The organism is Pseudomonas sp. GW458-11-26-14-LB4 (assembly GCF_059423925.1).
Genome location: NZ_JBWKYU010000001.1, coordinates 335,504 through 355,914 on the forward strand (window position 1 = coordinate 335,504; position 20,411 = coordinate 355,914).

19 protein-coding genes are annotated in these 20,411 nt (G+C 61.2%); 7 read left to right on the forward strand and 12 right to left on the reverse strand.

What is annotated here, in order from left to right:
* Positions 1-32: 32 nt before the first annotated feature.
* On the reverse strand, positions 33-1,391 hold the full coding sequence (locus AC07XZ_RS01515) for a glutamine synthetase family protein (RefSeq protein ID WP_011336448.1): 1,359 nt from the start codon (positions 1,389-1,391) through the stop codon (positions 33-35).
* Positions 1,392-2,120: 729 nt separating this feature from the next.
* On the opposite strand from AC07XZ_RS01515, the gene AC07XZ_RS01520 reads away from it, so the two are divergent.
* Together AC07XZ_RS01520 and AC07XZ_RS01525 are read left to right on the forward strand one after the other, a co-directional pair.
* Positions 2,121-3,497: a glutamine synthetase family protein gene (locus AC07XZ_RS01520; protein ID WP_011336449.1), complete on the forward strand. Its 1,377-nt coding sequence runs from the start codon at positions 2,121-2,123 to the stop codon at positions 3,495-3,497.
* A gap of 118 nt (positions 3,498-3,615) precedes the next feature.
* Complete coding sequence (locus AC07XZ_RS01525) at positions 3,616-4,248, forward strand: TetR/AcrR family transcriptional regulator (protein WP_085746732.1); 633 nt, start codon at positions 3,616-3,618, stop codon at positions 4,246-4,248.
* 70 nt (positions 4,249-4,318) lie between these two features.
* On the opposite strand, the gene AC07XZ_RS01530 is transcribed toward AC07XZ_RS01525, so the two are convergent.
* The 8 genes from AC07XZ_RS01530 to AC07XZ_RS01565 all read right to left on the reverse strand — a co-directional run bounded on the left by AC07XZ_RS01530 (position 4,319) and on the right by AC07XZ_RS01565 (position 11,509).
* Positions 4,319-4,534, reverse strand: coding sequence for a TOBE domain-containing protein (locus AC07XZ_RS01530; RefSeq protein WP_007953520.1), 216 nt, complete (start codon positions 4,532-4,534; stop codon positions 4,319-4,321).
* Between the two features lie 27 nt (positions 4,535-4,561).
* Positions 4,562-5,368 (reverse strand): aliphatic sulfonates ABC transporter ATP-binding protein, encoded by an 807-nt coding sequence (ssuB, locus tag AC07XZ_RS01535; protein WP_102685820.1) that lies wholly within the window; start codon positions 5,366-5,368, stop codon positions 4,562-4,564.
* Entirely contained in the window at positions 5,365-6,147 is a 783-nt protein-coding gene (gene ssuC / locus AC07XZ_RS01540) for an aliphatic sulfonate ABC transporter permease SsuC (RefSeq protein WP_085689862.1), read from the reverse strand. The genes ssuB and ssuC overlap by 4 nt, the downstream gene beginning before the upstream one ends.
* Before the next feature lie 9 nt (positions 6,148-6,156).
* A complete protein-coding gene (ssuD, locus tag AC07XZ_RS01545) occupies positions 6,157-7,305 on the reverse strand; it encodes an FMNH2-dependent alkanesulfonate monooxygenase (RefSeq protein ID WP_011336452.1) in 1,149 nt (382 codons plus the stop codon).
* 25 nt (positions 7,306-7,330) lie between these two features.
* Positions 7,331-8,311 (reverse strand): sulfonate ABC transporter substrate-binding protein, encoded by a 981-nt coding sequence (locus AC07XZ_RS01550; RefSeq protein ID WP_007953529.1) that lies wholly within the window; start codon positions 8,309-8,311, stop codon positions 7,331-7,333.
* An 89-nt stretch (positions 8,312-8,400) separates the two neighbouring features.
* Complete coding sequence (ssuE, locus tag AC07XZ_RS01555; RefSeq protein WP_102685821.1) at positions 8,401-8,994, reverse strand: NADPH-dependent FMN reductase; 594 nt, start codon at positions 8,992-8,994, stop codon at positions 8,401-8,403.
* Between the two features lie 240 nt (positions 8,995-9,234).
* A complete protein-coding gene (locus tag AC07XZ_RS01560) occupies positions 9,235-9,873 on the reverse strand; it encodes a peroxiredoxin (protein ID WP_085746734.1) in 639 nt (212 codons plus the stop codon).
* A gap of 295 nt (positions 9,874-10,168) precedes the next feature.
* Positions 10,169-11,509, reverse strand: a complete 1,341-nt coding sequence (locus AC07XZ_RS01565) for an OprD family porin (RefSeq protein WP_102685822.1) — start codon at positions 11,507-11,509, stop codon at positions 10,169-10,171.
* Between the two features lie 364 nt (positions 11,510-11,873).
* On the opposite strand from AC07XZ_RS01565, the gene tauA reads away from it, so the two are divergent.
* Positions 11,874-12,863, forward strand: coding sequence for a taurine ABC transporter substrate-binding protein (gene tauA, locus AC07XZ_RS01570; protein WP_102685823.1), 990 nt, complete (start codon positions 11,874-11,876; stop codon positions 12,861-12,863).
* 39 nt (positions 12,864-12,902) lie between these two features.
* Here tauA and argA read toward each other — a convergent pair whose 3' ends face one another.
* Together argA and argE are read right to left on the reverse strand one after the other, a co-directional pair.
* Positions 12,903-14,201 (reverse strand): amino-acid N-acetyltransferase, encoded by a 1,299-nt coding sequence (gene argA / locus AC07XZ_RS01575; RefSeq protein ID WP_007951778.1) that lies wholly within the window; start codon positions 14,199-14,201, stop codon positions 12,903-12,905.
* 135 nt (positions 14,202-14,336) lie between these two features.
* Positions 14,337-15,485, reverse strand: a complete 1,149-nt coding sequence (gene argE / locus AC07XZ_RS01580) for an acetylornithine deacetylase (RefSeq protein ID WP_102685824.1) — start codon at positions 15,483-15,485, stop codon at positions 14,337-14,339.
* 156 nt (positions 15,486-15,641) lie between these two features.
* Here argE and AC07XZ_RS01585 point away from each other — a divergent pair, with 156 nt between their 5' ends.
* Positions 15,642-17,012: a CYTH domain-containing protein gene (locus AC07XZ_RS01585; RefSeq protein ID WP_007951783.1), complete on the forward strand. Its 1,371-nt coding sequence runs from the start codon at positions 15,642-15,644 to the stop codon at positions 17,010-17,012.
* Between the two features lie 161 nt (positions 17,013-17,173).
* Here the strand turns inward: AC07XZ_RS01585 and AC07XZ_RS01590 are convergent, their stop codons facing one another.
* Positions 17,174-17,644: an Lrp/AsnC family transcriptional regulator gene (locus AC07XZ_RS01590; RefSeq protein WP_007951785.1), complete on the reverse strand. Its 471-nt coding sequence runs from the start codon at positions 17,642-17,644 to the stop codon at positions 17,174-17,176.
* Between the two features lie 126 nt (positions 17,645-17,770).
* On the opposite strand from AC07XZ_RS01590, the gene AC07XZ_RS01595 reads away from it, so the two are divergent.
* From AC07XZ_RS01595 to AC07XZ_RS01605, 3 genes are all read left to right on the forward strand, one after another.
* Positions 17,771-18,109: an ACT-like domain-containing protein gene (locus AC07XZ_RS01595; protein ID WP_102685825.1), complete on the forward strand. Its 339-nt coding sequence runs from the start codon at positions 17,771-17,773 to the stop codon at positions 18,107-18,109.
* A gap of 90 nt (positions 18,110-18,199) precedes the next feature.
* On the forward strand, positions 18,200-19,984 hold the full coding sequence (tfpB, locus tag AC07XZ_RS01600; RefSeq protein WP_102685826.1) for a type IV pilus assembly ATPase TfpB: 1,785 nt from the start codon (positions 18,200-18,202) through the stop codon (positions 19,982-19,984).
* A gap of 69 nt (positions 19,985-20,053) precedes the next feature.
* Positions 20,054-20,371, forward strand: coding sequence for a DUF2388 domain-containing protein (locus AC07XZ_RS01605; RefSeq protein WP_007951791.1), 318 nt, complete (start codon positions 20,054-20,056; stop codon positions 20,369-20,371).
* The last annotated feature ends 40 nt before the right edge of the window (positions 20,372-20,411 follow it).

Consider the following 20,411-nt stretch of genomic DNA (forward strand, 5'->3'; position numbering starts at 1 on the left):
AGGCGCGGCGGCTGGCCACCGCGCCCGGCGTATCAGACGGCGAAGAGCAGGTACTCACGCTCCCAGGAACTGATCACGCGCTTGAAGTTTTCATGCTCGGCCCGCTTGACCGCGACGTAGCCGGTGATGAAGGTCTTGCCCAGGTATTTCTCGATGGTCGCGCTGTTTTCCATGCGCTCCAGGGCGTCCTCGATGGTCAGCGGCAGGCGCAGGTTGCGGCGCTCGTAGCCACGGCCCACAACCGGTGCGCTCGGGTTGATCCCTTCGACCATGCCGATGTAGCCGCAGAGCAGGCTCGCGGCAATCGCCAGGTACGGGTTGGCGTCGGCGCCCGGCAGGCGGTTTTCCACCCGGCGGTTCTGCGGGCCGGCATCCGGGACGCGCAGGCCCACGGTGCGGTTTTCTTCGCCCCACTCAACGTTCACCGGCGCCGAGGTGTCCGGCAGGAAGCGGCGGAACGAGTTGACGTTCGGTGCGAACAGCGGCAACAGCTCGGGGATGAGTTTCTGCAGGCCACCGATGTGGTGCAGGAACAGCTGGCTCATGGTCCCGTCGTCATTGGAGAACACGTTCTTGCCAGTCTCGATGTCGATGATGCTCTGGTGCAGGTGCATCGCACTGCCCGGCTCGCCGGTCATCGGCTTGGCCATGAAGGTCGCGGCCACGTTGTGCTTGAGGGCGGCCTCGCGCATGGTGCGCTTGAACACCAGAATCTGGTCGGCCAGGGACAGGGCATCGCCGTGACGGAAGTTGATTTCCATCTGCGCCGTGCCGTCCTCGTGGATCAGCGTGTCGAGGTCCAGTTCCTGCAATTCGCACCAGTCGTAGACGTCTTCGAACAGCGGATCGAATTCGTTCGCCGCTTCGATGGAGAACGACTGACGACCGATCTCCGGACGCCCGGAACGGCCAACTGGCGGCTGCAACGGATAGTCAGGGTCGTCGCTGCGCTTGGTCAGGTAGAACTCCATTTCCGGCGCAACGATCGGCTGCCAGCCCTTGTCGGCATAGAGTTTCAGGACTTTCTTGAGGACGTTGCGCGGCGACAGCTCGATCGGGTTGCCTTGCTTGTCGTAGGTGTCGTGGATCACCTGGGCGGTCGGCTCTATGGCCCATGGCACCAGGTACACGGCGTTCTGGTCGGGGCGGCAGATCATGTCGATGTCGGCCGGGTCGAGCAGTTCGTAATAGATGTCGTCTTCGACGTAGTCGCCGGTCACGGTCTGCAACAGAACGCTTTCTGGCAAGCGCATGCCTTTTTCGGCGATGAACTTGTTGGTCGGCGAGATCTTGCCCCGGGTGATACCGGTCAAGTCGCCGATCATGCATTCGACTTCTGTGATCTTGTGGTCTTTCAACCAATCGGTGAGCTGGTCGAGGTTGTTACTCATAAATGCCTCTGGGCTGAGTCTCCTGACAGATGTCAGGCAATGTTTGACGCACCAGGCGTCGCGTTAAAGGGCCTTGCTTGCGCGCAGTGCCGGCTTACGCCCGGCACCGCGCATAGACAATGAAGGAGGAGCTTACCTGCCCTTTACGCTGGCGTTGCATTTCCTGTGCACATCCCGGGCGTGCAGAATCACGGGCACGGCGACGGACGCGGTGCAGGCCGGGAGCAGGAAAGAGATCTATATTGAAAGGAGAACCGCTAAAGAGGATGCCCTCGCACACGTCCAGAATATCGGACGCTGGCGCTCGATCTGCCATGGGCTGGGAGATCGCTGGCACGTTGCAGGCCTTGCTGGCCGCGCTGCGGACGGACGTGTCGCCACTGATGTGATAAGCATGCAGACCGGACTGCAAAGAGCAGTCGGTGACGCCGATTAACGGCAGGCGAGACATGAAGCACCCCGGTATTATTGCTGTTATGGGTTTGATCCGAGCTTAGCCTTGTTCATTTTTTTACACAACACCCCCGTAAAAAATACAACACGGCCTGCTCAAGCCTGCGGGTGGCGCGTCCTTCACGGATAAAAAAATGCCCCAAAGTGCCCCATAAATGCCCTCGTGGCGCTTTTTCAGGGCAGAAAAGGCCTCGCTTGACTTCGGCAGGCCGTTCGGGTTGACTGAAACCAGAAAAGATCAATGATTGATATTTTTAACAACAAAGGTGTTGCATCATGTCGGTACCCCCGCGTGCCGTTCAGCTTAACGAAGCGAACGCGTTCCTTAAGGAACATCCTGAGGTTCTGTACGTTGACCTTCTGATTGCGGATATGAATGGTGTGGTGCGCGGCAAGCGCATCGAACGCACCAGCCTCCACAAGGTTTACGAGAAAGGCATCAACCTGCCGGCCTCTCTATTTGCTCTGGATATCAATGGTTCGACGGTGGAAAGCACCGGCCTGGGCCTGGACATCGGCGACGCCGACCGTATCTGCTATCCAATCCCCGATACCCTGTGCAACGAGCCATGGCAGAAGCGCCCGACCGCGCAACTGTTGATGACCATGCACGAACTCGAAGGTGACCCTTTCTTCGCCGACCCGCGCGAAGTTCTCCGTCAAGTTGTTGCAAAGTTTGACGAGCTCGGCCTGACCATCTGCGCCGCGTTCGAACTCGAGTTCTACCTGATCGACCAGGAAAACGTGAACGGCCGCCCTCAGCCGCCACGCTCGCCGATCTCCGGCAAACGCCCGCATTCGACCCAGGTCTACCTGATCGACGACCTCGACGAATACGTCGACTGCCTCCAGGACATTCTGGAAGGCGCCAAAGAGCAAGGCATCCCGGCCGACGCCATCGTCAAGGAAAGTGCCCCGGCGCAGTTCGAAGTGAACCTGCACCACGTCGCCGACCCGATCAAGGCATGCGACTACGCGGTCCTGCTCAAGCGTCTGATCAAGAACATCGCCTACGACCATGAAATGGACACCACCTTCATGGCCAAGCCGTACCCGGGCCAGGCAGGCAACGGTCTGCACGTCCACATTTCGGTTCTCGACAAAGAAGGCAAAAACATTTTTGCCAGCGAGGATCCCGAGCAGAACGCCGCGCTGCGTCACGCGATCGGCGGTGTGCTCGAGACCCTGCCCGCGCAGATGGCTTTCCTCTGCCCGAACGTCAACTCCTACCGCCGTTTCGGCGCACAGTTCTACGTGCCGAACTCGCCGAGCTGGGGGCTGGACAACCGCACCGTGGCCCTGCGCGTACCGACCGGCTCCGCCGACGCGGTCCGCCTGGAACACCGCGTTGCCGGCGCCGACGCCAACCCGTACCTGCTGATGGCTTCGGTGCTGGCGGGCGTGCACCACGGTCTGACCAACAAGATCGAGCCACCGGCTCCGACCGAAGGCAACAGCTACGAGCAGAACGAGCAGAGCCTGCCGAACAACCTGCGCGATGCCCTGCGCGAGCTGGACGACAGCGAGGTGATGGCCAAGTACATCGATCCGAAATACATCGACATCTTCGTCGCCTGTAAAGAGAGCGAGCTGGAGGAGTTCGAACACTCCATCTCCGACCTCGAGTACAACTGGTACCTGCACACCGTTTAAGCGGATTGCAGCAAAGGAAAACGCCGTTGGCTTCTCAGCCAGCGGCGTTTTTTTATTGGCCTCTGTGGCAGACATTCAAGCTCTGCGTACAATGCCCGCTGCCCCGCAGGAGACTTTCATGACGCGTCCCGCCCCCGTCCGCAAACCCCGTGCCCGCAGTCAGGCGCGGATCGATTCGATACTCGACGCCGCGCGCACGCTGCTGGCCGCCGAGGGCGTGGCGAGCCTGTCGATCTACAGCGTGGCCGAGCGCGCGCAGATTCCGCCCTCTTCGGTCTACCACTTCTTCGCCAGCGTCCCGGCGCTGCTCGAAGCCCTGACGGCCGATGTACACGCGGCCTTCCGTGCCTGCCTGCAAGCGCCGATCGATCACGATGCCCTGCGCGACTGGCGTGACCTGTCGCGGCTGGTCGAGGAGCGGATGCTGGAGATCTACGGCGAGGATGCCGCCGCCCGCCAGCTGATCCTCGCGCAGCACGGCCTCACCGAAGTCACTCAGGCCGACCGCCAGCACGACCTCGAACTCGGCGACCTGATGCACAAGCTGTTCGACCATCACTTCGAACTGCCGCGACTGCCGGATGACGTCGACGTGTTCGCGCTGGCCATGGAACTGGGCGACCGCGTCTATGCCCGTTCGGTGCAGCAGCACGGACAAATCACCCCGCGCATGGCCGAGGAAGGCATGCGGGTGTTCGATGCCTATATCGGGCTGTATCTGCCGCCCTATCTGCCCAAGCGGGTTCTCTAGCGCGGCACGCGACAGGCACAAAAAACCCCGAAGGGCTCACACCCTTCGGGGTTGTTTTTGTCCCACGCCCTTACAACTTGGCGATGGACACCTCGGTGGATTTCACGAAGGCGATCACTTCGCTGCCGACCTCCAGTTCCAGCTCCTTGACCGAACGGGTGGTGATCACCGACGTGACGATGCCGGAAGCGGTCTGCACGTCGATTTCCGACAGCACGTCGCCGAGAACGATCTCCTTGATCGCGCCTTTGAACTGGTTGCGTACGTTGATGGCTTTGATAGTCATGGCATTGATTCCTGTCGTTTGCTTGAGTTATTGAGCCCAACGCAGTTGCGTAGGCAAGGGTGAAACGGGTTCCGGCGCCGGCGGTTCGCCGGGCAGGGACAACACACGGTTGAGCACTTCGGTTTCCAGCGCCGCCAGGCGATGGGAGCCACGCACCCGAGGGCGCGGCAGCTCCACTTGCAGGTCGAGGCCGACTTCGCCGTCCTCGATCAGAATCACCCGGTCGGCAATCGCCACCGCTTCGCTGACGTCGTGGGTCACCAGCAGCACGGTGAAACCATGCTGTTGCCAGAGACGCTCGATCAGTTGCTGCATCTCGATCCGGGTCAGCGCATCCAGTGCGCCCAGCGGCTCGTCGAGCAGCAACAGACGCGGCTGATGAATCAGCGCCCGGGCCAGCGCCACGCGCTGCTTCTGCCCACCGGACAGTGCCGCCGGCCATTCATTGGCGCGATCGGCGAGGCCGACTGCATCCAGCGCCTGCAAGGCTTGCGGGCGCCAGTCGCCCTTGAGGCCGAGACCGACGTTGTCGATGATCTTTTTCCACGGCAGCAGCCGCGCTTCCTGGAACATCAACCGGGTGTCATCCCGCGCATCGCTGAGCGGTGCGGCACCGGCGAGCAAATCGCCGCCAGTGGGTTGATCGAGGCCGGCAAGCAAGCGCAGCAACGTGCTTTTGCCGCATCCGCTGCGCCCGACCACGGCGACGAACTGCCCGGCCGGGATGTGCAGATCGATGTCACGCAGTACCTGCCGCGAGCCGAAGGTCTTTTGCAGGTTGCGCACCGCCAGCGGAATCCCGCGCAGCAGGCGTGGAGGTTGTTGAGCGGTCATACCGCACCTCCTTTCGCCACTTGATACGCCGGATGCCAACGCAACCACACACGCTCAAGGCCACGGGCCGCGAGGTCGGCCAGCTTGCCGAGCACCGCGTACAGCAGAATCGCCAGCACCACCACGTCGGTCTGCAGGAACTCGCGGGCGTTCATCGCCAGGTAACCGATGCCGGAGCTGGCAGAGATGGTTTCCGCCACGATCAGCGTCAACCACATAAAGCCCAAAGCGAAGCGCACGCCGACCAGAATCGAAGGCAGCGCGCCCGGCAGAATCACCTGCCAGAACAGGCTGAAACCGGACAGGCCATAACTGCGGGCCATTTCCACCAGCGCCGGGTCGACGTTGCGGATGCCGTGATAGGTGTTGAGGTAGATCGGGAACAGCGTGCCCAATGCCACCAGAAAAATCTTCGCCGACTCATCGATGCCGAACCACAGAATCACCAGCGGAATCAGCGCCAAATGCGGCACGTTGCGGATCATCTGCACCGAGCTGTCGAGCAGACGTTCGCCCCACTTCGACAGGCCGGTGATGAAACCCAGCACCAGGCCGATGCTGCCACCGATGGTGAAGCCCAGCGCGGCGCGCCAGCCGCTGATCGCCAGGTGCGTCCAGATTTCGCCGCTGCGCACCAGGCTCACGCCGGCTTCGATCACCGCCACCGGCGCCGGCAGAATCCGCGTCGACAACCAACCCGCCGACACCGACAACTGCCACACCGCCAGCAACAACACCGGCAACGCCCAGGGCGCGAGGCTGTGGATAAATTTCTTCATGGCAGCGCCTCAGCTCTGGGACGCGGCTTTGGGGAGAATGTCGTTGGCCACCATCTCGCCGAACGGGCTGACGTAACCGGCGCTTTTCGGCAGTTCCGGACGCTCGACGTCGAGGTGCGGGAACAGCAGTTCAGCCACCCGATACGATTCTTCGAGGTGTGGATAACCGGAGAAGATGAAGGTATCGATGCCCAGATCCGCGTATTCCTTCACCCGTGCAGCTACGGTCGGGCCGTCGCCGACCAACGCCGTCCCGGCACCGCCGCGCACCAGACCGACGCCGGCCCACAGGTTCGGGCTGACTTCGAGGTTATCGCGGCTGCCACCGTGCAGCGCGGCCATGCGTTGCTGGCCGACCGAATCGAACCGCGCCAGCGACGCCTGGGCACGCTTGATGGTGTCGTCGTCCAGATGCGAGATCAGGCGATCTGCCGCCTGCCAGGCTTCAGCGTTGGTTTCCCGCACGATCACATGCAGACGAATGCCGAAGCGCACGGTGCGTCCGAGCTTGGCGGCTTTGGCGCGCACCTGTTCGATCTTCTCGGCAACGGCTGCGGGCGGCTCGCCCCAGGTCAGAACCATTTCCACTTGCTCGGCGGCCAGATCCTGCGCCGCTTCCGACGAACCACCGAAATACAGCGGCGGACGCGGTTGCTGGATCGGCGGATAGAGCAATTTGGCGCCCTTCACGCTGATGTGCTCGCCGTCGTAATCCACGGTTTCGCCTTCCAGCACGCGACGCCAGATCCGGGTGAATTCCACCGAGGCCTGATAGCGCGCTTCGTGATCGAGGAACAGACCGTCGCCGGCCAACTCTTCCGGATCGCCACCGGTCACCAGGTTGAACAGCGCACGACCGCCGGACAGACGATCCAGCGTTGCCGCCTGACGCGCCGCCACCGTCGGGGAAATGATCCCGGGGCGCAGGGCGACAAGGAATTTCAGACGCTGGGTCACCGGGATCAGCGATGCCGCCACCAGCCACGAGTCCTCGCAGGAGCGGCCGGTGGGAATCAGCACGCCGCCAAAACCCAGTCGATCCGCCGCTTGCGCGACCTGTTGCAGATAGCCGTGGTCGACGGCGCGGGCGCCTTCGGCGGTGCCAAGGTAATGGCCGTCGCCGTGGGTAGGCAGGAACCAGAAGATGTTGAGGCTCATGGAGTGGTCTCCTTGGGGATTCGATTTACTGGGCTTGGGTGACCGAGCTTTGGGCCACAGCGGCCGGTGGGGTCCAGATCACGTCCTTGATGCTCAACGGCTTGGGAATCAACTTGAGCTGGTAGAAGGTGTCGGCGATTTTCTGTTGTGCGGCGACCACTTCCGGGGTCAGGAACAGCGCGCCGTAGCCCTGGCGTTTCACCGAGGTCAGGGTGATGTCTGCCGGCAGGCCGAGCAGCGGCGACACCTGTTGGGTCACGTCTTCCGGGTTGGCCTTGGACCACTCGCCGACGGCGCGCACTTCTTCCACGAGGGTCTTGATCACCTCTGGATTTTTCTGTGCGTAGGGTTTGGTCGCCAGGTAGAACTGGTGGTTGTCGACGATGCCTTTGCCGTCACGCAGCGTGTGCGCTTGCAGCTGTTTCTCGGCGGCGGCCTGGTACGGGTCCCAGATGACCCAGGCGTCGACGCTGCCACGTTCGAACGCGGCGCGGGCATCGGCCGGCGGCAGGAATACGGTTTGAATGTCGGTGTACTTGAGGCCGGCGTCTTCCAGCGCACGCACCAGCAAATAGTGGACGTTGGAGCCTTTGTTCAGGGCGACTTTCTTGCCCTTGAGATCCGCCACCGATTTGATCGGCGAGTCTTTCGGCACGAGGATCGCTTCGCTGTTCGGCGCTGGTGGCTCGTAAGCCACGTAGAGCAGATCGGCACCGGCAGCCTGGGCGAAGACCGGCGGGGTTTCGCCGGTGACACCGAAGTCGATCGAGCCGACGTTCAGGCCTTCCAGCAGTTGCGGGCCGCCGGGGAATTCAGTCCATTGCACGTCGACGCCTTGAGCAGCGAGACGCTTTTCCAGCGTGCCTTTGGCTTTGAGCAGCACCAGCGTGCCGTATTTCTGATAACCGATCCGTAGCGTCTCGGCTTGAGCTTGAGTGATGGCGCCGAAGGACACAGCCGCAGCAAACAGAGCGACCAGACCACGACGCAAAAATACAGTGCGCATAGCGCTCTCCTTTTTGCTGTTGGGTTTTGGCTGCACCTGCTTGGCCGTTGGCGGCTGAGTAAGGTGAGTACTTCAAGTTTCGGTGTGGTTCAAATGCTCCAGCGAGCACTCAACAAACGTTCGTTCAACAGCCCCGGCTCCAGCGGCTTCGGCCGGCGGGCCATGGCGCTGACAAACTGGTCCAGCGCTTCATGCAACCGCTGCTCCAGCGCCGGCGCCAACTGCGCCTGGGCACTGCCTTCGCCGTAGGCGATCTGGCTGTCCTCGGCAAAAATCCCTTGCAGCATTTCCTGGGCCTTCAACGCCGACAGCACAGGCTTGAGGGCGTAATCGACCACCAGCATGTGGGCGATGCTGCCGCCGGTAGCCATCGGCAGGACAATCTTGTGGTTCAGCGCACGCTCGGGCAGCAGATCCAGCACGGTCTTCAGGGCGCCGGAGAACGACGCCTTGTACACCGGCGTGGCGATCAGCAGGCCATCGGCGTTTTCAATCTGTTGCAGCAGGTCGAGCACCTTCGGGCTGTCGAAGCGGGCGTGGAGCAGGTCTTCGGCCGGGAAGTCCCGCACCTGATAACTCACCACTTCCACCCCTTGCTGCTGCAACCAGCGTCGCGAGCGCTCCAGCAACACCCCGGAGCGGGAACGTTGACTGGGACTGCCACCGAGTGAGACGACCAGCATTCAGACGATTCCTTGCGCGTTACAGGCGATTCGCGGGTTGCGATCTCGCTTCGATGTCAGTGACCTTACCAGTTGATTCATATATCCATAAATCATATTTATTCATTTGGTTATTCTTTATGGAGATATGCATTTCATTTTCTTGCGGCAAAAAAACAGGCCGTCAAAGCGGCCTGAAACCCTGCATCGTGGTTTTTGCTGATCGCCCCCACGCAGAGCCTGGGAACGAACCGAGGTAGGTTATTTGTTCGGCTGTGGTGTCAGGCGCAGGTACGGTTTCACCGCGCGATAGCCCTTCGGAAAGCGCTGCTTGATTTCGTCTTCGTCCTTGAGCGACGGCACGATCACCACCTCTTCACCGTCCTGCCAGTTGGCCGGGGTGGCCACCTTGTAGTTGTCGGTGAGCTGCAGCGAATCGATTACCCGCAGGATCTCGTGGAAGTTGCGCCCGGTGCTCGCCGGGTAGGTGATGGTCAGGCGGATCTTCTTGTTCGGATCGATCACGAACAGCGAACGCACGGTCAGGGTGTCGTTGGCGTTCGGGTGGATCAGATCGTACAGATCGGACACCCTGCGATCGGCATCGGCCAGGATCGGGAAGTTGACGATGGTGTTCTGGGTTTCGTTGATGTCCTCGATCCACTTGTGGTGCGAGTCCACCGGGTCGACCGACAGGGCAATGGCTTTCACGCCGCGCTTGTTGAACTCGTCCTTGAGCTTGGCAGTGAAGCCCAGCTCGGTGGTGCAGACCGGGGTAAAGTCCGCCGGGTGGGAAAACAGCACGCCCCAGCTATCGCCCAGCCATTCGTGGAAACGAATCTTGCCGGCGCTGGAATCCTGTTCGAAATCGGGGGCGATATCGCCAAGTCTGAGGCTCATGGTGCGGCTCCTGATGAGTGGTTGGAGACCTCAACTGTAGCTCGGGATTCGATCTTCTGAAAAAGAATAAATAACTAGATATTTATATCTTTATAGAATATTAAACATCTGTTCACTGGACGTCCCGCAGCATCGCGACGAACATCGCCCTCAAGGTTCGAGAAGGCCTTGAGTTGCTGTAAAGAGGGGAACATCGGGAAAGGCTTACGGGGGTGAGCCGGACCCGAAAACGCAAAAGCCCCGTCCGGCGCGATGCCGGACGGGGCTTTTTTTCGTCAGTTACCTGAGCGCGCTATTACAACAGCGGGATCGAGTAGCTGAGGATCAGGCGGTTTTCGTCCTGGTCGCGCTGACCTGGAATGTCGTTGCGCCATACAGCGTTTTTCCACATGAAGCCGACGTTTTTCAGCGGGCCTTCCGGTACGACGTAACCGATGGTCAGGTCGCGTTCCCACTCGGTCTTGTCGCCAGTGGCGTTGTCGATGTTATCGCCACGCAGGTAAACGACACCGGCGGTCAGGCCAGGCACGCCCACTTTAGCGAAGTCGTACGAGTAGCGACCCTGCCAGGTGCGTTCGCCGGCACGGCCGAACTTCTGGATCTGCATGTCGGTGATGGTGTAGTTGGACGAGCCGTCACCCTGGTTCAGCCAAGGGAAGTCGCTGTCACCGTTGCTGACCTGGTAACCGCCGCCGAAGGTGTGGCCTTCAACGGTGTACAGGAACAGACCGCTGTACAGGTTGTTGTCGACTTTACCTTTGGTGACTGTGCCGCCGTAGTAACCGTTGGTGAAGTAAGTGCTGTCATGACCGTTGGCACCGTCGCTACGGCTGTTGAAGTAGCGCAGATCCGACTTCAACACGCCCGGGCCGATTGCCCAGTTGTGTACCAGACCCAGGAAGTGTTGCTTGTAGAAATCTTCCAGGTTGCCGTAGTAGTACTGGGCAGTCAGGTCTTTGGTGATTTTGTAGTCGCCACCGGCATAGATGAACTTGTTGCTGTTGGAAATGCGTGGGTTCACGCCACCAATGGCCAGGTTCTCGTTGTTGCTGGAGTTACGACCTTTGACTTCCTCGATCTGACCAGCGACCAGAGACAGGTCCTTGATCTCGGCGGAAGTGATCTGGCCACCCTGCCAGGTTTGTGGCAGCAGACGACCGTCGTTGGTCACGATCACCGGGTTCTTCGGCTGCAGGGTACCCAGCTTCAGTTCGGTCTGGGAGATCTTGGCCTTGGCGGTCAGACCCAGGCTCGAGAAGTTATCAACAGCTTCGCCGTTGGACTTGCTCGGGAACACAGTGCCGCCGTAGGAAGACGAAGTTGCACCGTTGGTGCCGCCGCCCGAATCCAGACGCACGCCCAGCAGGCCGATGGCGTCGATACCGAAGCCTACGGTGCCTTGGGTGTAACCGGAGATGAAGCGCAGATCGAAGCCTTGGCCCCATTCTTCCTGCTTGCTTTGAACGCCTGCACGCTTGTTGGCAGGGGTGTTTGCAGCGCTGTCACGGTTGTCAGTGTTGATGTAGAAGTTACGCAGCCCCAAGGTGGCCTTGCTGTCTTCGATGAAACCGGCGGCGCCTGCCTGCTGCGCCAAAACCCCTACGGCCACGGCCAGGGCCAAGGTGGACTTGTTCATGTTTCGCTCCTCTCGTTTCTAATTCTTGTGTTCCTGGTCCGGGGTCTGATGCCCCTGGATCCTAAGATGCGCGATTAGCGCCAGACCGTGACTGACAAGTCAATCGTAACCTTGTATGTCTACGACCAAGGTCTAATCGCAGTGATTTGGTCCCTGCAGGGTAAAGACTTCCTGATAAACCCAAAAAGAATTTATTAATTCTTTTTGATACCTTTCAGCTATATGGCCAGCCATTTGCCATCCTTACCGGATACAGCGTATCGGCGACTAAGCTCATTACTAAATGGTATTTGTTAGCCTTTTTTTAGATCGATTAGCTTTGACGCAACCCCGATTCGTCAAACCCTATCGAAAAGGCGACGCCATGATGGCCAAACGCGCACTATCTAGTCAATTTGTTACAGTTTGTGTGTCGGCGCTGATTTCTTTTTCAGCCCATGCCGCCAACCTCACCGTCGGCTACCAGACCGGTATCGACCCGAGCAAAGTCCCCCAGGCCGACGGCGTGTACGAGAAGGCCATCGGCGAGAAAATCGACTGGCGTCGGTTCAACAGCGGCCCGGAAGTTGTGACAGCCATCGCCTCCGGCGATGTGCAGATCGGCAACCTCGGCTCCAGCCCGCTGGCGGCCGCTGCTTCGCGCAATCTGCCGATCGTGGCCTTTATCGTCTCGGCGCAGATCAATGCCGCCGAAGCACTGGTGGTGCGTAACGGCAGCGGTATCAACACGCCCGAAGACCTGATCGGCAAGACCATCGCCACCCCGTTCGTTTCCACCTCCCACTACAGCTTGCTCGGTGCGCTCAAGCACTGGGGCCTGGACACCTCGAAAGTCAAAGTGGTGAACCTGCAACCCGCAGAAATCGCGGCAGCCTGGAAGCGTGGCGACATCGACGGTGCCTTTGTCTGGTCGCCGGCGCTGGGTGAAATCCGCAAGACCGGCAAGACCCTGACGGATGCCGCGCAGGTCGGCCAGTGGGGCGCGCCGACCTTCGAAGTCTGGGTCGCGCGCAAAGACTTTGCCGAGAAGCATCCTGAGGTCGTGGCCAAGTTCGCCAAGGTGACTCTGGACTCGTTCGCCGATTACGCCGCCCATAAAGACAGCTGGACGGCCGACTCCGTACCTGTACAGAAAATCGCCAAACTGACCGGTGCCAATGCTGCCGACGTTCCGGAATTGCTCGCGGGTTCGGCATTCCCGGACGCCAAGGCACAACAGACCACAGCGCTGCTGGACGGCGGCACGGCGAAGGCGATTGGTGAGACGGCGAAATTCTTGAAGGAACAGGGCAAGGTCGAAAGTGTTCTGCCTGACTACTCGCCGTATGTCAGTGCGAAGTTTGTCGCAGAGTAAAACGATTGCCCCCACGTACCCCGTGGGGGCAATTACACATCACAAAGACTTTTCGAAGATCTTCGAATTGCGCTGATAGTTATAGAGAGAAGCCCGAGCTGCCGGCAGGCGCTCGACGCTGCTCGGTTCGAAACCGCGCTCGCGGAACCAGTGGGCAGTGCGGGTGGTGAGAACGAACAGAGTCTTCAAACCCTGCGCCCGGGCACGGGTCTCGATGCGTTCGAGCAATTCGTCGCCGCGACCGCCATGGCGATACTCGGGATTCACCGCCAGGCACGCCAGCTCGCCGGCATCCGAATCGGCAATCTGATACAGCGCCGCACAGGCGATGATCATCCCTTCACGCTCGACCACGCTGAACTGCTCGATTTCGCGTTCCAGCACTTCGCGCGAGCGACGCACCAGAATGCCCTGCTCTTCCAGCGGGCTGATCAGATCGAGCAAACCGCCGACGTCTTCGATCGCCGCCTCGCGCACCAGTTCGAATTGCTCTTGGGCCACCAGCGTACCGCCACCGTCACGGGTGAACAGTTCGGTCAGCAGCGCACCATCCTCGGCATAACTGACGATATGGCTGCGCGCCACACCGCCACGGCAGGCTTCAGCGGCGGCATCCAGCAGTTCCGCCTGATAGTTGCTGCCCAGACGCTGCAAATGCGCCGGCACCTGCTGCGGACGCAGCTCGCGCACCAGTTTGCCGTTTTCGTCGATCAGACCGAGGTCGGCGCCGAACAGCAGCAGCTTGTCGGCACCCAGATCGATGGCGGCGCGAGTGGCGACGTCTTCGCAGGCCAGGTTGAAAATTTCACCGGTCGGCGAATAACCCAGCGGCGACAGCAGCACGATGGAGCGCTCGTCGAGCAGGCGGTTGATGCCTTTGCGGTCGACCCGGCGCACTTCGCCGGTGTGATGGTAGTCGACGCCTTCCAGCACGCCGATCGGCCGCGCCGTAACAAGGTTGCCGCTGGCTACCCGCAGGCGCGAGCCCTGCATCGGCGACGAAGCCATGTCCATCGACAGCCGCGCTTCGATAGCGATGCGCAACTGGCCGACCGCGTCGATCACGCACTCCAGCGTCGCGGCATCGGTGATGCGCATGCCGTGGTGGTAATGCGGGGTCAGGCCGCGGGCGGCAAGACGGGTTTCAATCTGCGGACGGGAACCATGAACCAGCACCAGCCGCACGCCGAGGCTGTGCAGCAGCACGATGTCATGGACGATGTTGCCGAAATTCGGATGCTCCACGCCGTCGCCCGGAAGCATGACAACGAAGGTGCAATCGCGGTGAGCATTGATATAAGGAGACGCGTGGCGAAGCCAATTGACGTATTCGGGCATGAACCTGGGCCTGTAATAAATAGCAGCCGGAAAAAGGGCAGAACGGAAAACGCACAGCGGGCTGATGGTTATCGTCGGAACAGGCTTGGCGACACGCGCGCTCTCCTCATGAATACGGGTGGGTGTGTGGGCAATTTATACAGCTTTGAGACAGTAATGTTCGATCAACTGCCGCAATAGATGCACGGTAGGCTGCAAACGTGACATTTCGAGGTACTCGTCCGGCTGGTGCGCACAGGCGATGTCGCCAGGGCCGAGCACGATGGTTTCGCAGCCAAGGCGCTGAAGATAAGGCGCTTCGGTGCCGAACGCTACCGCTTCGGCCGTATGGCCGGTGAGTTTTTCGGCAATTCGCACCAGTTCCGCGTCTTCGGCCTGCTCGAACGGCGGCACTTCGGGAAACAGCGGCGCGTAATCGATTTTCACCTGATGGCGTTCGGCGACCGGGTTGAGCCTGCGCAGAATCTCGCTGCGCAAGAGCTTGGGGTCCATTCCCGGCAACGGCCGCAGGTCGAACTCCAGCGAACACTGACCGCAGATGCGGTTGGGGTTGTCGCCCCCGTGGATACAGCCGAAGTTCATGGTCGGCTGCGGCACGCTGAACTGCGGGTTGTTGAATTCGCGCTGCCACAGCAGGCGCAGGCCGCGCAGTTCGCCGATGGCATCGTGCATCGCTTCGAGGGCGCTGTGCCCCAGGCGCGGATCCGACGAATGGCCGCTCTGCCCAAGGATATCGATGCGCTCCATCATGATGCCTTTGTGCATGCGGATTGGTTTGAGCCCGGTCGGCTCGCCGATCACCGCCGCCCGGCCCAGCGGTCGCCCCGCCTCGGCCAGCGCACGGGCACCGGACATCGAGCTTTCTTCATCGCAGGTGGCGAGGATCAGCAGCGGTTGTTTGAATGGCTGATCGAGCAGCGGTTGCACGGCTTCGATGATCAGGGCGAAAAAGCCCTTCATGTCGCAGCTGCCGAGGCCGACCCAGCGGCCGTCGACTTCGGTGAGTTTCAGCGGATCGGTTTTCCACAGCGCATCGTCGTACGGCACCGTGTCGCTGTGCCCGGCCAGCACCAGCCCGCCGGGTCCGCTGCCGAAACTGGCGAGCAGGTTGAATTTTCCGGAGCTGACCTGCTGGATGTCGCAGCTGAAACCGAGGTCGCCGAGCCAGCCCGCGAGCAGATCGATCACCGCCCGGTTGGACTGATCGAGCCGCGGCTGAGTGCAACTGACCGACGGCGCGGCGATCAGTGCAGCGAACTGGTCTTGCATGGACGGCAAAGGCATCGCTGACTCCAACTCCCGGATTGAGGTTCATCATAGAACCATCCGGCGCCGAGAATAAACCGCCGCAAAGCGTAGGAAGGTTCAGTCCTGTACACTGCACGGCCTTGGCAGCCACACATTCCCCCGGCTGCGCTCCCGATCCTGGATTTTCCGGCCATGCAGAAAGAAACCGAAATCAAACTCCGCGTCAGCCGCGAAACCCTCGCCGCCCTGCGCGAGCACCCTCTCCTGAAAAAACGCAACAAAAGTGGCTGGGAACGCCGTGAGTTGATGAATCAGTACTTCGACACGCCTGAGCGTGACCTGGCCCGGGCCAAGGTTGCCCTGCGCCTGCGCAAGGACGGCGAAGAAGTGATTCAGACCCTCAAGACCCGTGGCCAGAGCGTCGCCGGTCTGTCCGAGCGTAACGAGTACGACTGGAACCTGCCCAAAGCCAAGCTCGACGTGAAGAAACTCGACGGCGAATGCTGGCCCGAGTCCCTCGCCGAGCTGGACAAGAAAACCCTGAAGCCGATCTTCACCACCGATTTCGTCCGCGAGCGCGCCGAAATCGCCTGGGGCCGTGGCAAGACCAAAGTGGTCATCGAAGCCGCGCTGGACCTGGGCCACGTGGTGGTCGGCAAGCAGAAAGAAGAAATCTGCGAGCTGGAACTGGAACTGCGCGAAGGCGAACCTGCCGCGCTGCTGGAACTGGCCGCCGAGCTGGCCGAAACCCTGGCCCTGATGCCGTGCGACATCAGCAAGGCCGAGCGCGGCTACCGCCTGTACGACGCCAACAGCTACTCGCTGAGCCTGCCGGCGCCGGCCATTACCGCTGAAACCCCGCTGGACGACGCCTTCGCCGCCCTGGCCTGGCACTTGCTGGGCAGCAGCCAGCGTCTGGCCGAACAGTATCGCTTCAACGGCCACTGGCGCCTGTTGCAGGACTGGGTCGAGAACCTCGCGGAAATGCGTGCCCTGCTGAGCAGCCTCGGCCAGGCCGCACCGCGTCCGTCGACCCACGACTTGCGCGTGGCGCTGGATGCCCTGCTGGAAGACTGGCGCCCGCTGGTGCAGGTCGGCATCGAAGACGAAGACGTGCGCAAAGCCGCACCGGAGCAGTTCCTCGAAGAGCTGGAAGATCCGCGCTGGGGCCTGTTCTCGCTGAACGCTTCGCGCTGGTTGCTGGCCCGCACCTGGACGGCTGACCGCAACACCCGTGGCAATCGCCAGGGTGCCGCGCAGTTGCAAAGCTGGCTGCCGCGCCTGCTGGGCGAAGAAGCCACTTCGCTGCAATTGCAGCGTTATCAGCAGCAGCCGGAAGATCTGGCCGAGCAACTGCCGCGCATTGAACGCATACAGGTCTGGCTGCACCACGCGCGCAACGTGCTGGAGATCCCGGAAATGGATCGGCTGTACGGCGAGCTGAACAAACTGGCGCAACTGGCCAACGAGCCGACCATCACCGACGAACTGCTCGATGCGCGCAAGCATCAGGCGATTGCGGTGTACCAGAACCGCGCCTGGAAAATGCTGCTGCGCATGTAACACCGCCATCGCTGGCAAGCCAGCTGTGATCGTTCCCACGTCGAGGCGTCGAACCGTCTGCGTGGGAATGCCTCAATGGACGCTCTGCGTCCGCTTTGGGACGCGGAGCGTCCCGGGCTGCATTCCCACGCGGAGCGTGGGAACGATCATCCCCCGCGTGATCAGCGCAGTACCGGCAAACTGGTCGTGGACTTGATCTCAGACAACGCCACAATCGAGTTCACTTCCTGAATCCCCGGCACCAGTGACAGCTTCTCGAAGAAGAACCGCTCATAAGCCTCGATGTCCGCCGCGACAATCCGCAACAGAAAATCCACCGCTCCCATCAGCACGTAACACTCCAGAACTTCGGGAAAACCGCGAATCGCCTCGGTGAATTCGGTGAAGTTCGAACGACCGTGGGCGTTGAGTTTGATCTCGGCGAAGATCTGCGTGTTCAGGCCGATCTTCTTGCGATCGAGCAAAGTCACCTGACCACGAATGATCCCCTCCTCCTTCATCCGCTGAATCCGTCGCCAGCACGGCGATTGCGACAGCCCCACCTGCTCGGCGATCTGTGCGCTGGACAAGGAAGCGTCCTCTTGCAGCAGGGCGAGAATGCGCCGGTCGTAGCTGTCCAGCTCGCTGTGCATAAATAATCCTCAAAAGAAGCCAATAGCGAATTGATTCCACCAATCAACCGCCTGATCAGCTCATATTAGACAAGAAATGCCCGGCATCGGATGTAAAAATTCCCCCACTGATTCCGGAGACCTCCCATGCCACACCTCGAATCCGTCAACACCCCTGCGCCCCGTGCCGATGTGTGGAACGCCAGCAACGCGCATTGCCTTGCGCAGTATCAGATCCTGGCCGAGGCCGAGCCGGATTTGCTGGTGCGGGTCCTGAATCTGTTCGCCTTGCAGTGCCTCACCCCGGAACAGGTGAATGTCCAGCGGCTGGACGATCTGCTGTCGATCGACATCGTCATGGGTGGCCTGAGCTGGCACCGCGCCCAGGTGATCGCGGAAAAACTTCGTAACCTGATCAGCGTCTGCTCGGTGAACATGCAAAACCCCGACGCGGCGTGGGATGCACCGGCGCAGGCGGCCGGCTGACAAGAACCGAAACGTCTTCGTCGGGTAGTGGCCCAACGGTCGGCGGGGCCACGACTATCCTTTGCGCACTGTCGTTCAAAAGGAGCCCGCATGTCCGTTCAACTCGCCACTCAGGACCGCTGGCTGGATCTCAATGAGGTACTGCGTGAACTGGTCGCCCAAGGTTTCATCTGCCAGGACTCGGCCGAGCAGGCGCTGAATGCCCGGCGCCGACATGCCGCCCACGGCCAGAAGCATCCGCTGGAATTCATCGCCAGCCAGCAACTGGACGACCTCAGCCGTCCGGGCAAACACCTCGACCTGGAAAGCCTGACCCTGTGGCTGGCGCAGCAGGCCGGCCAGCCGTACCTGCGGATCGATCCGCTGAAGATCAACGTCGCCGCCATCACGCCGCTGATGTCCTATGCCTTTGCCCAGCGCCACAAGATCCTCGCGGTGTCGGTCGACCGCGACGCGGTCACCGTGGCCAGCGCCCAGCCCTACGTCAGCGGCTGGGAGGCCGATCTGACTCACGTGCTGAAACTGCCGATCAAACGGGTGGTGGCCAACCCGGCGGACATTCAGCGTTTCAGCGTCGAATTCTTCCGCCTCGCCAAATCGGTCAGCGGCGCCAGCAATGCCGATGCGCAGAGCGGCAACCTCGGCAACTTCGAACAACTGCTCAACCTCGGCGCCAGCGATCAGGAACCGGACGCCAACGACGCGCACATCGTCAACATCGTCGACTGGCTGTTCCAGTACGCCTTCCAGCAGCGGGCGAGCGACATCCACATCGAACCCCGGCGCGATCAAGGCACCGTTCGCTTTCGCATCGACGGCGTGCTGCACAACGTCTATCAATTCCCGCCGCAGGTGACGATGGCCATCGTCAGCCGCCTGAAAAGCCTTGGCCGGATGAACGTCGCCGAGAAGCGCAAACCCCAGGACGGCCGGGTCAAGACCAAGACCCCGGACGGCGGCGAAGTCGAGTTGCGCCTGTCGACCCTGCCCACCGCGTTCGGCGAAAAAATGGTGATGCGGATCTTCGACCCGGAAGTGCTGCTCAAGGATTTCGATCAGCTCGGTTTTTCCGCCGACGATCTGCGCCGCTGGCAGGACATGACCCGCCAGCCCAACGGCATCATTCTGGTGACCGGCCCGACCGGTTCCGGCAAGACCACCACGCTGTACACCACGCTGAAAAAACTGGCGACGCCCGAGGTCAACCTCTGCACCATCGAAGACCCGATCGAGATGGTCGAGCCGGCCTTCAACCAGATGCAGGTCCAGCACAACATCGACCTGACGTTCGCCGCCGGCGTGCGGGCGCTGATGCGACAAGACCCGGACATCATCATGATCGGCGAGATCCGCGACCTGGAAACCGCAGAAATGGCGATTCAGGCGGCATTGACCGGACACCTGGTACTCTCGACCCTGCACACCAACGACGCGCCGAGCGCCATCAGCCGTCTGCTGGAACTCGGCGTGCCGCATTACCTGATCAAGGCCACCGTGCTCGGTGTGATGGCGCAACGACTGGTGCGAACCCTGTGCCCGCACTGCAAGGCGCCGCTGACGCTGGACGAAGAAGACTGGCAAACCCTGACCCGGCCGTGGCAGGCGCCGCTGCCGGGCAATGCGCAACGGGCCATCGGTTGCCTGGAGTGTCGCGACACCGGTTATCACGGGCGCGCCGGGGTCTACGAAATCATGCAACTGAGCGACAGCCTCAAGGCCTTGATCAGCCCCGACACCGATCTCACCGCGATCCGTCGTCAGGCATTCAAGGAAGGCATGCGCAGCCTGCGATTGTCCGGCGCGCAGAAAATTGCGGCGGGGCTGACAACCCTTGAGGAAGTGCTGCGGGTGACACCACAGAGCGAGCAGAAATAGCCGCTCACGGAACCGGATCGGGGAAACGGCGATCCAACCGGTTATTCAACACCAGTGGAGTCACCCAACATGCGTCTCAAACTTGCTGTCGCCACCCTTGCCCTGCTGTCTCTGCCCGTCGGTTCGGCAATGGCCGACAGCTTTTGGCGTAACGTCATTTCGTCCGGTGCCACCACCGGTTCGACCTACCTGACCTTCAAGGATCACAAACTGATCGTTGCCGCCCAGGACGACGCCGGCAGCTTCGTCGCCAGCGACGGCGGCATCCGTGGCCCGTACCTGGAAGCCGCGATGCAGAAAGTCCGCGCCGACAACCCTGGCCTGCAGGCAACGGACATGGAACTGGCGAACGCGATCCTGGCGAAGAACGCCGTGGCGTCGGAATAACCTTCCGGACAGACAAAAATGCCGCTCACACGAGCGGCAT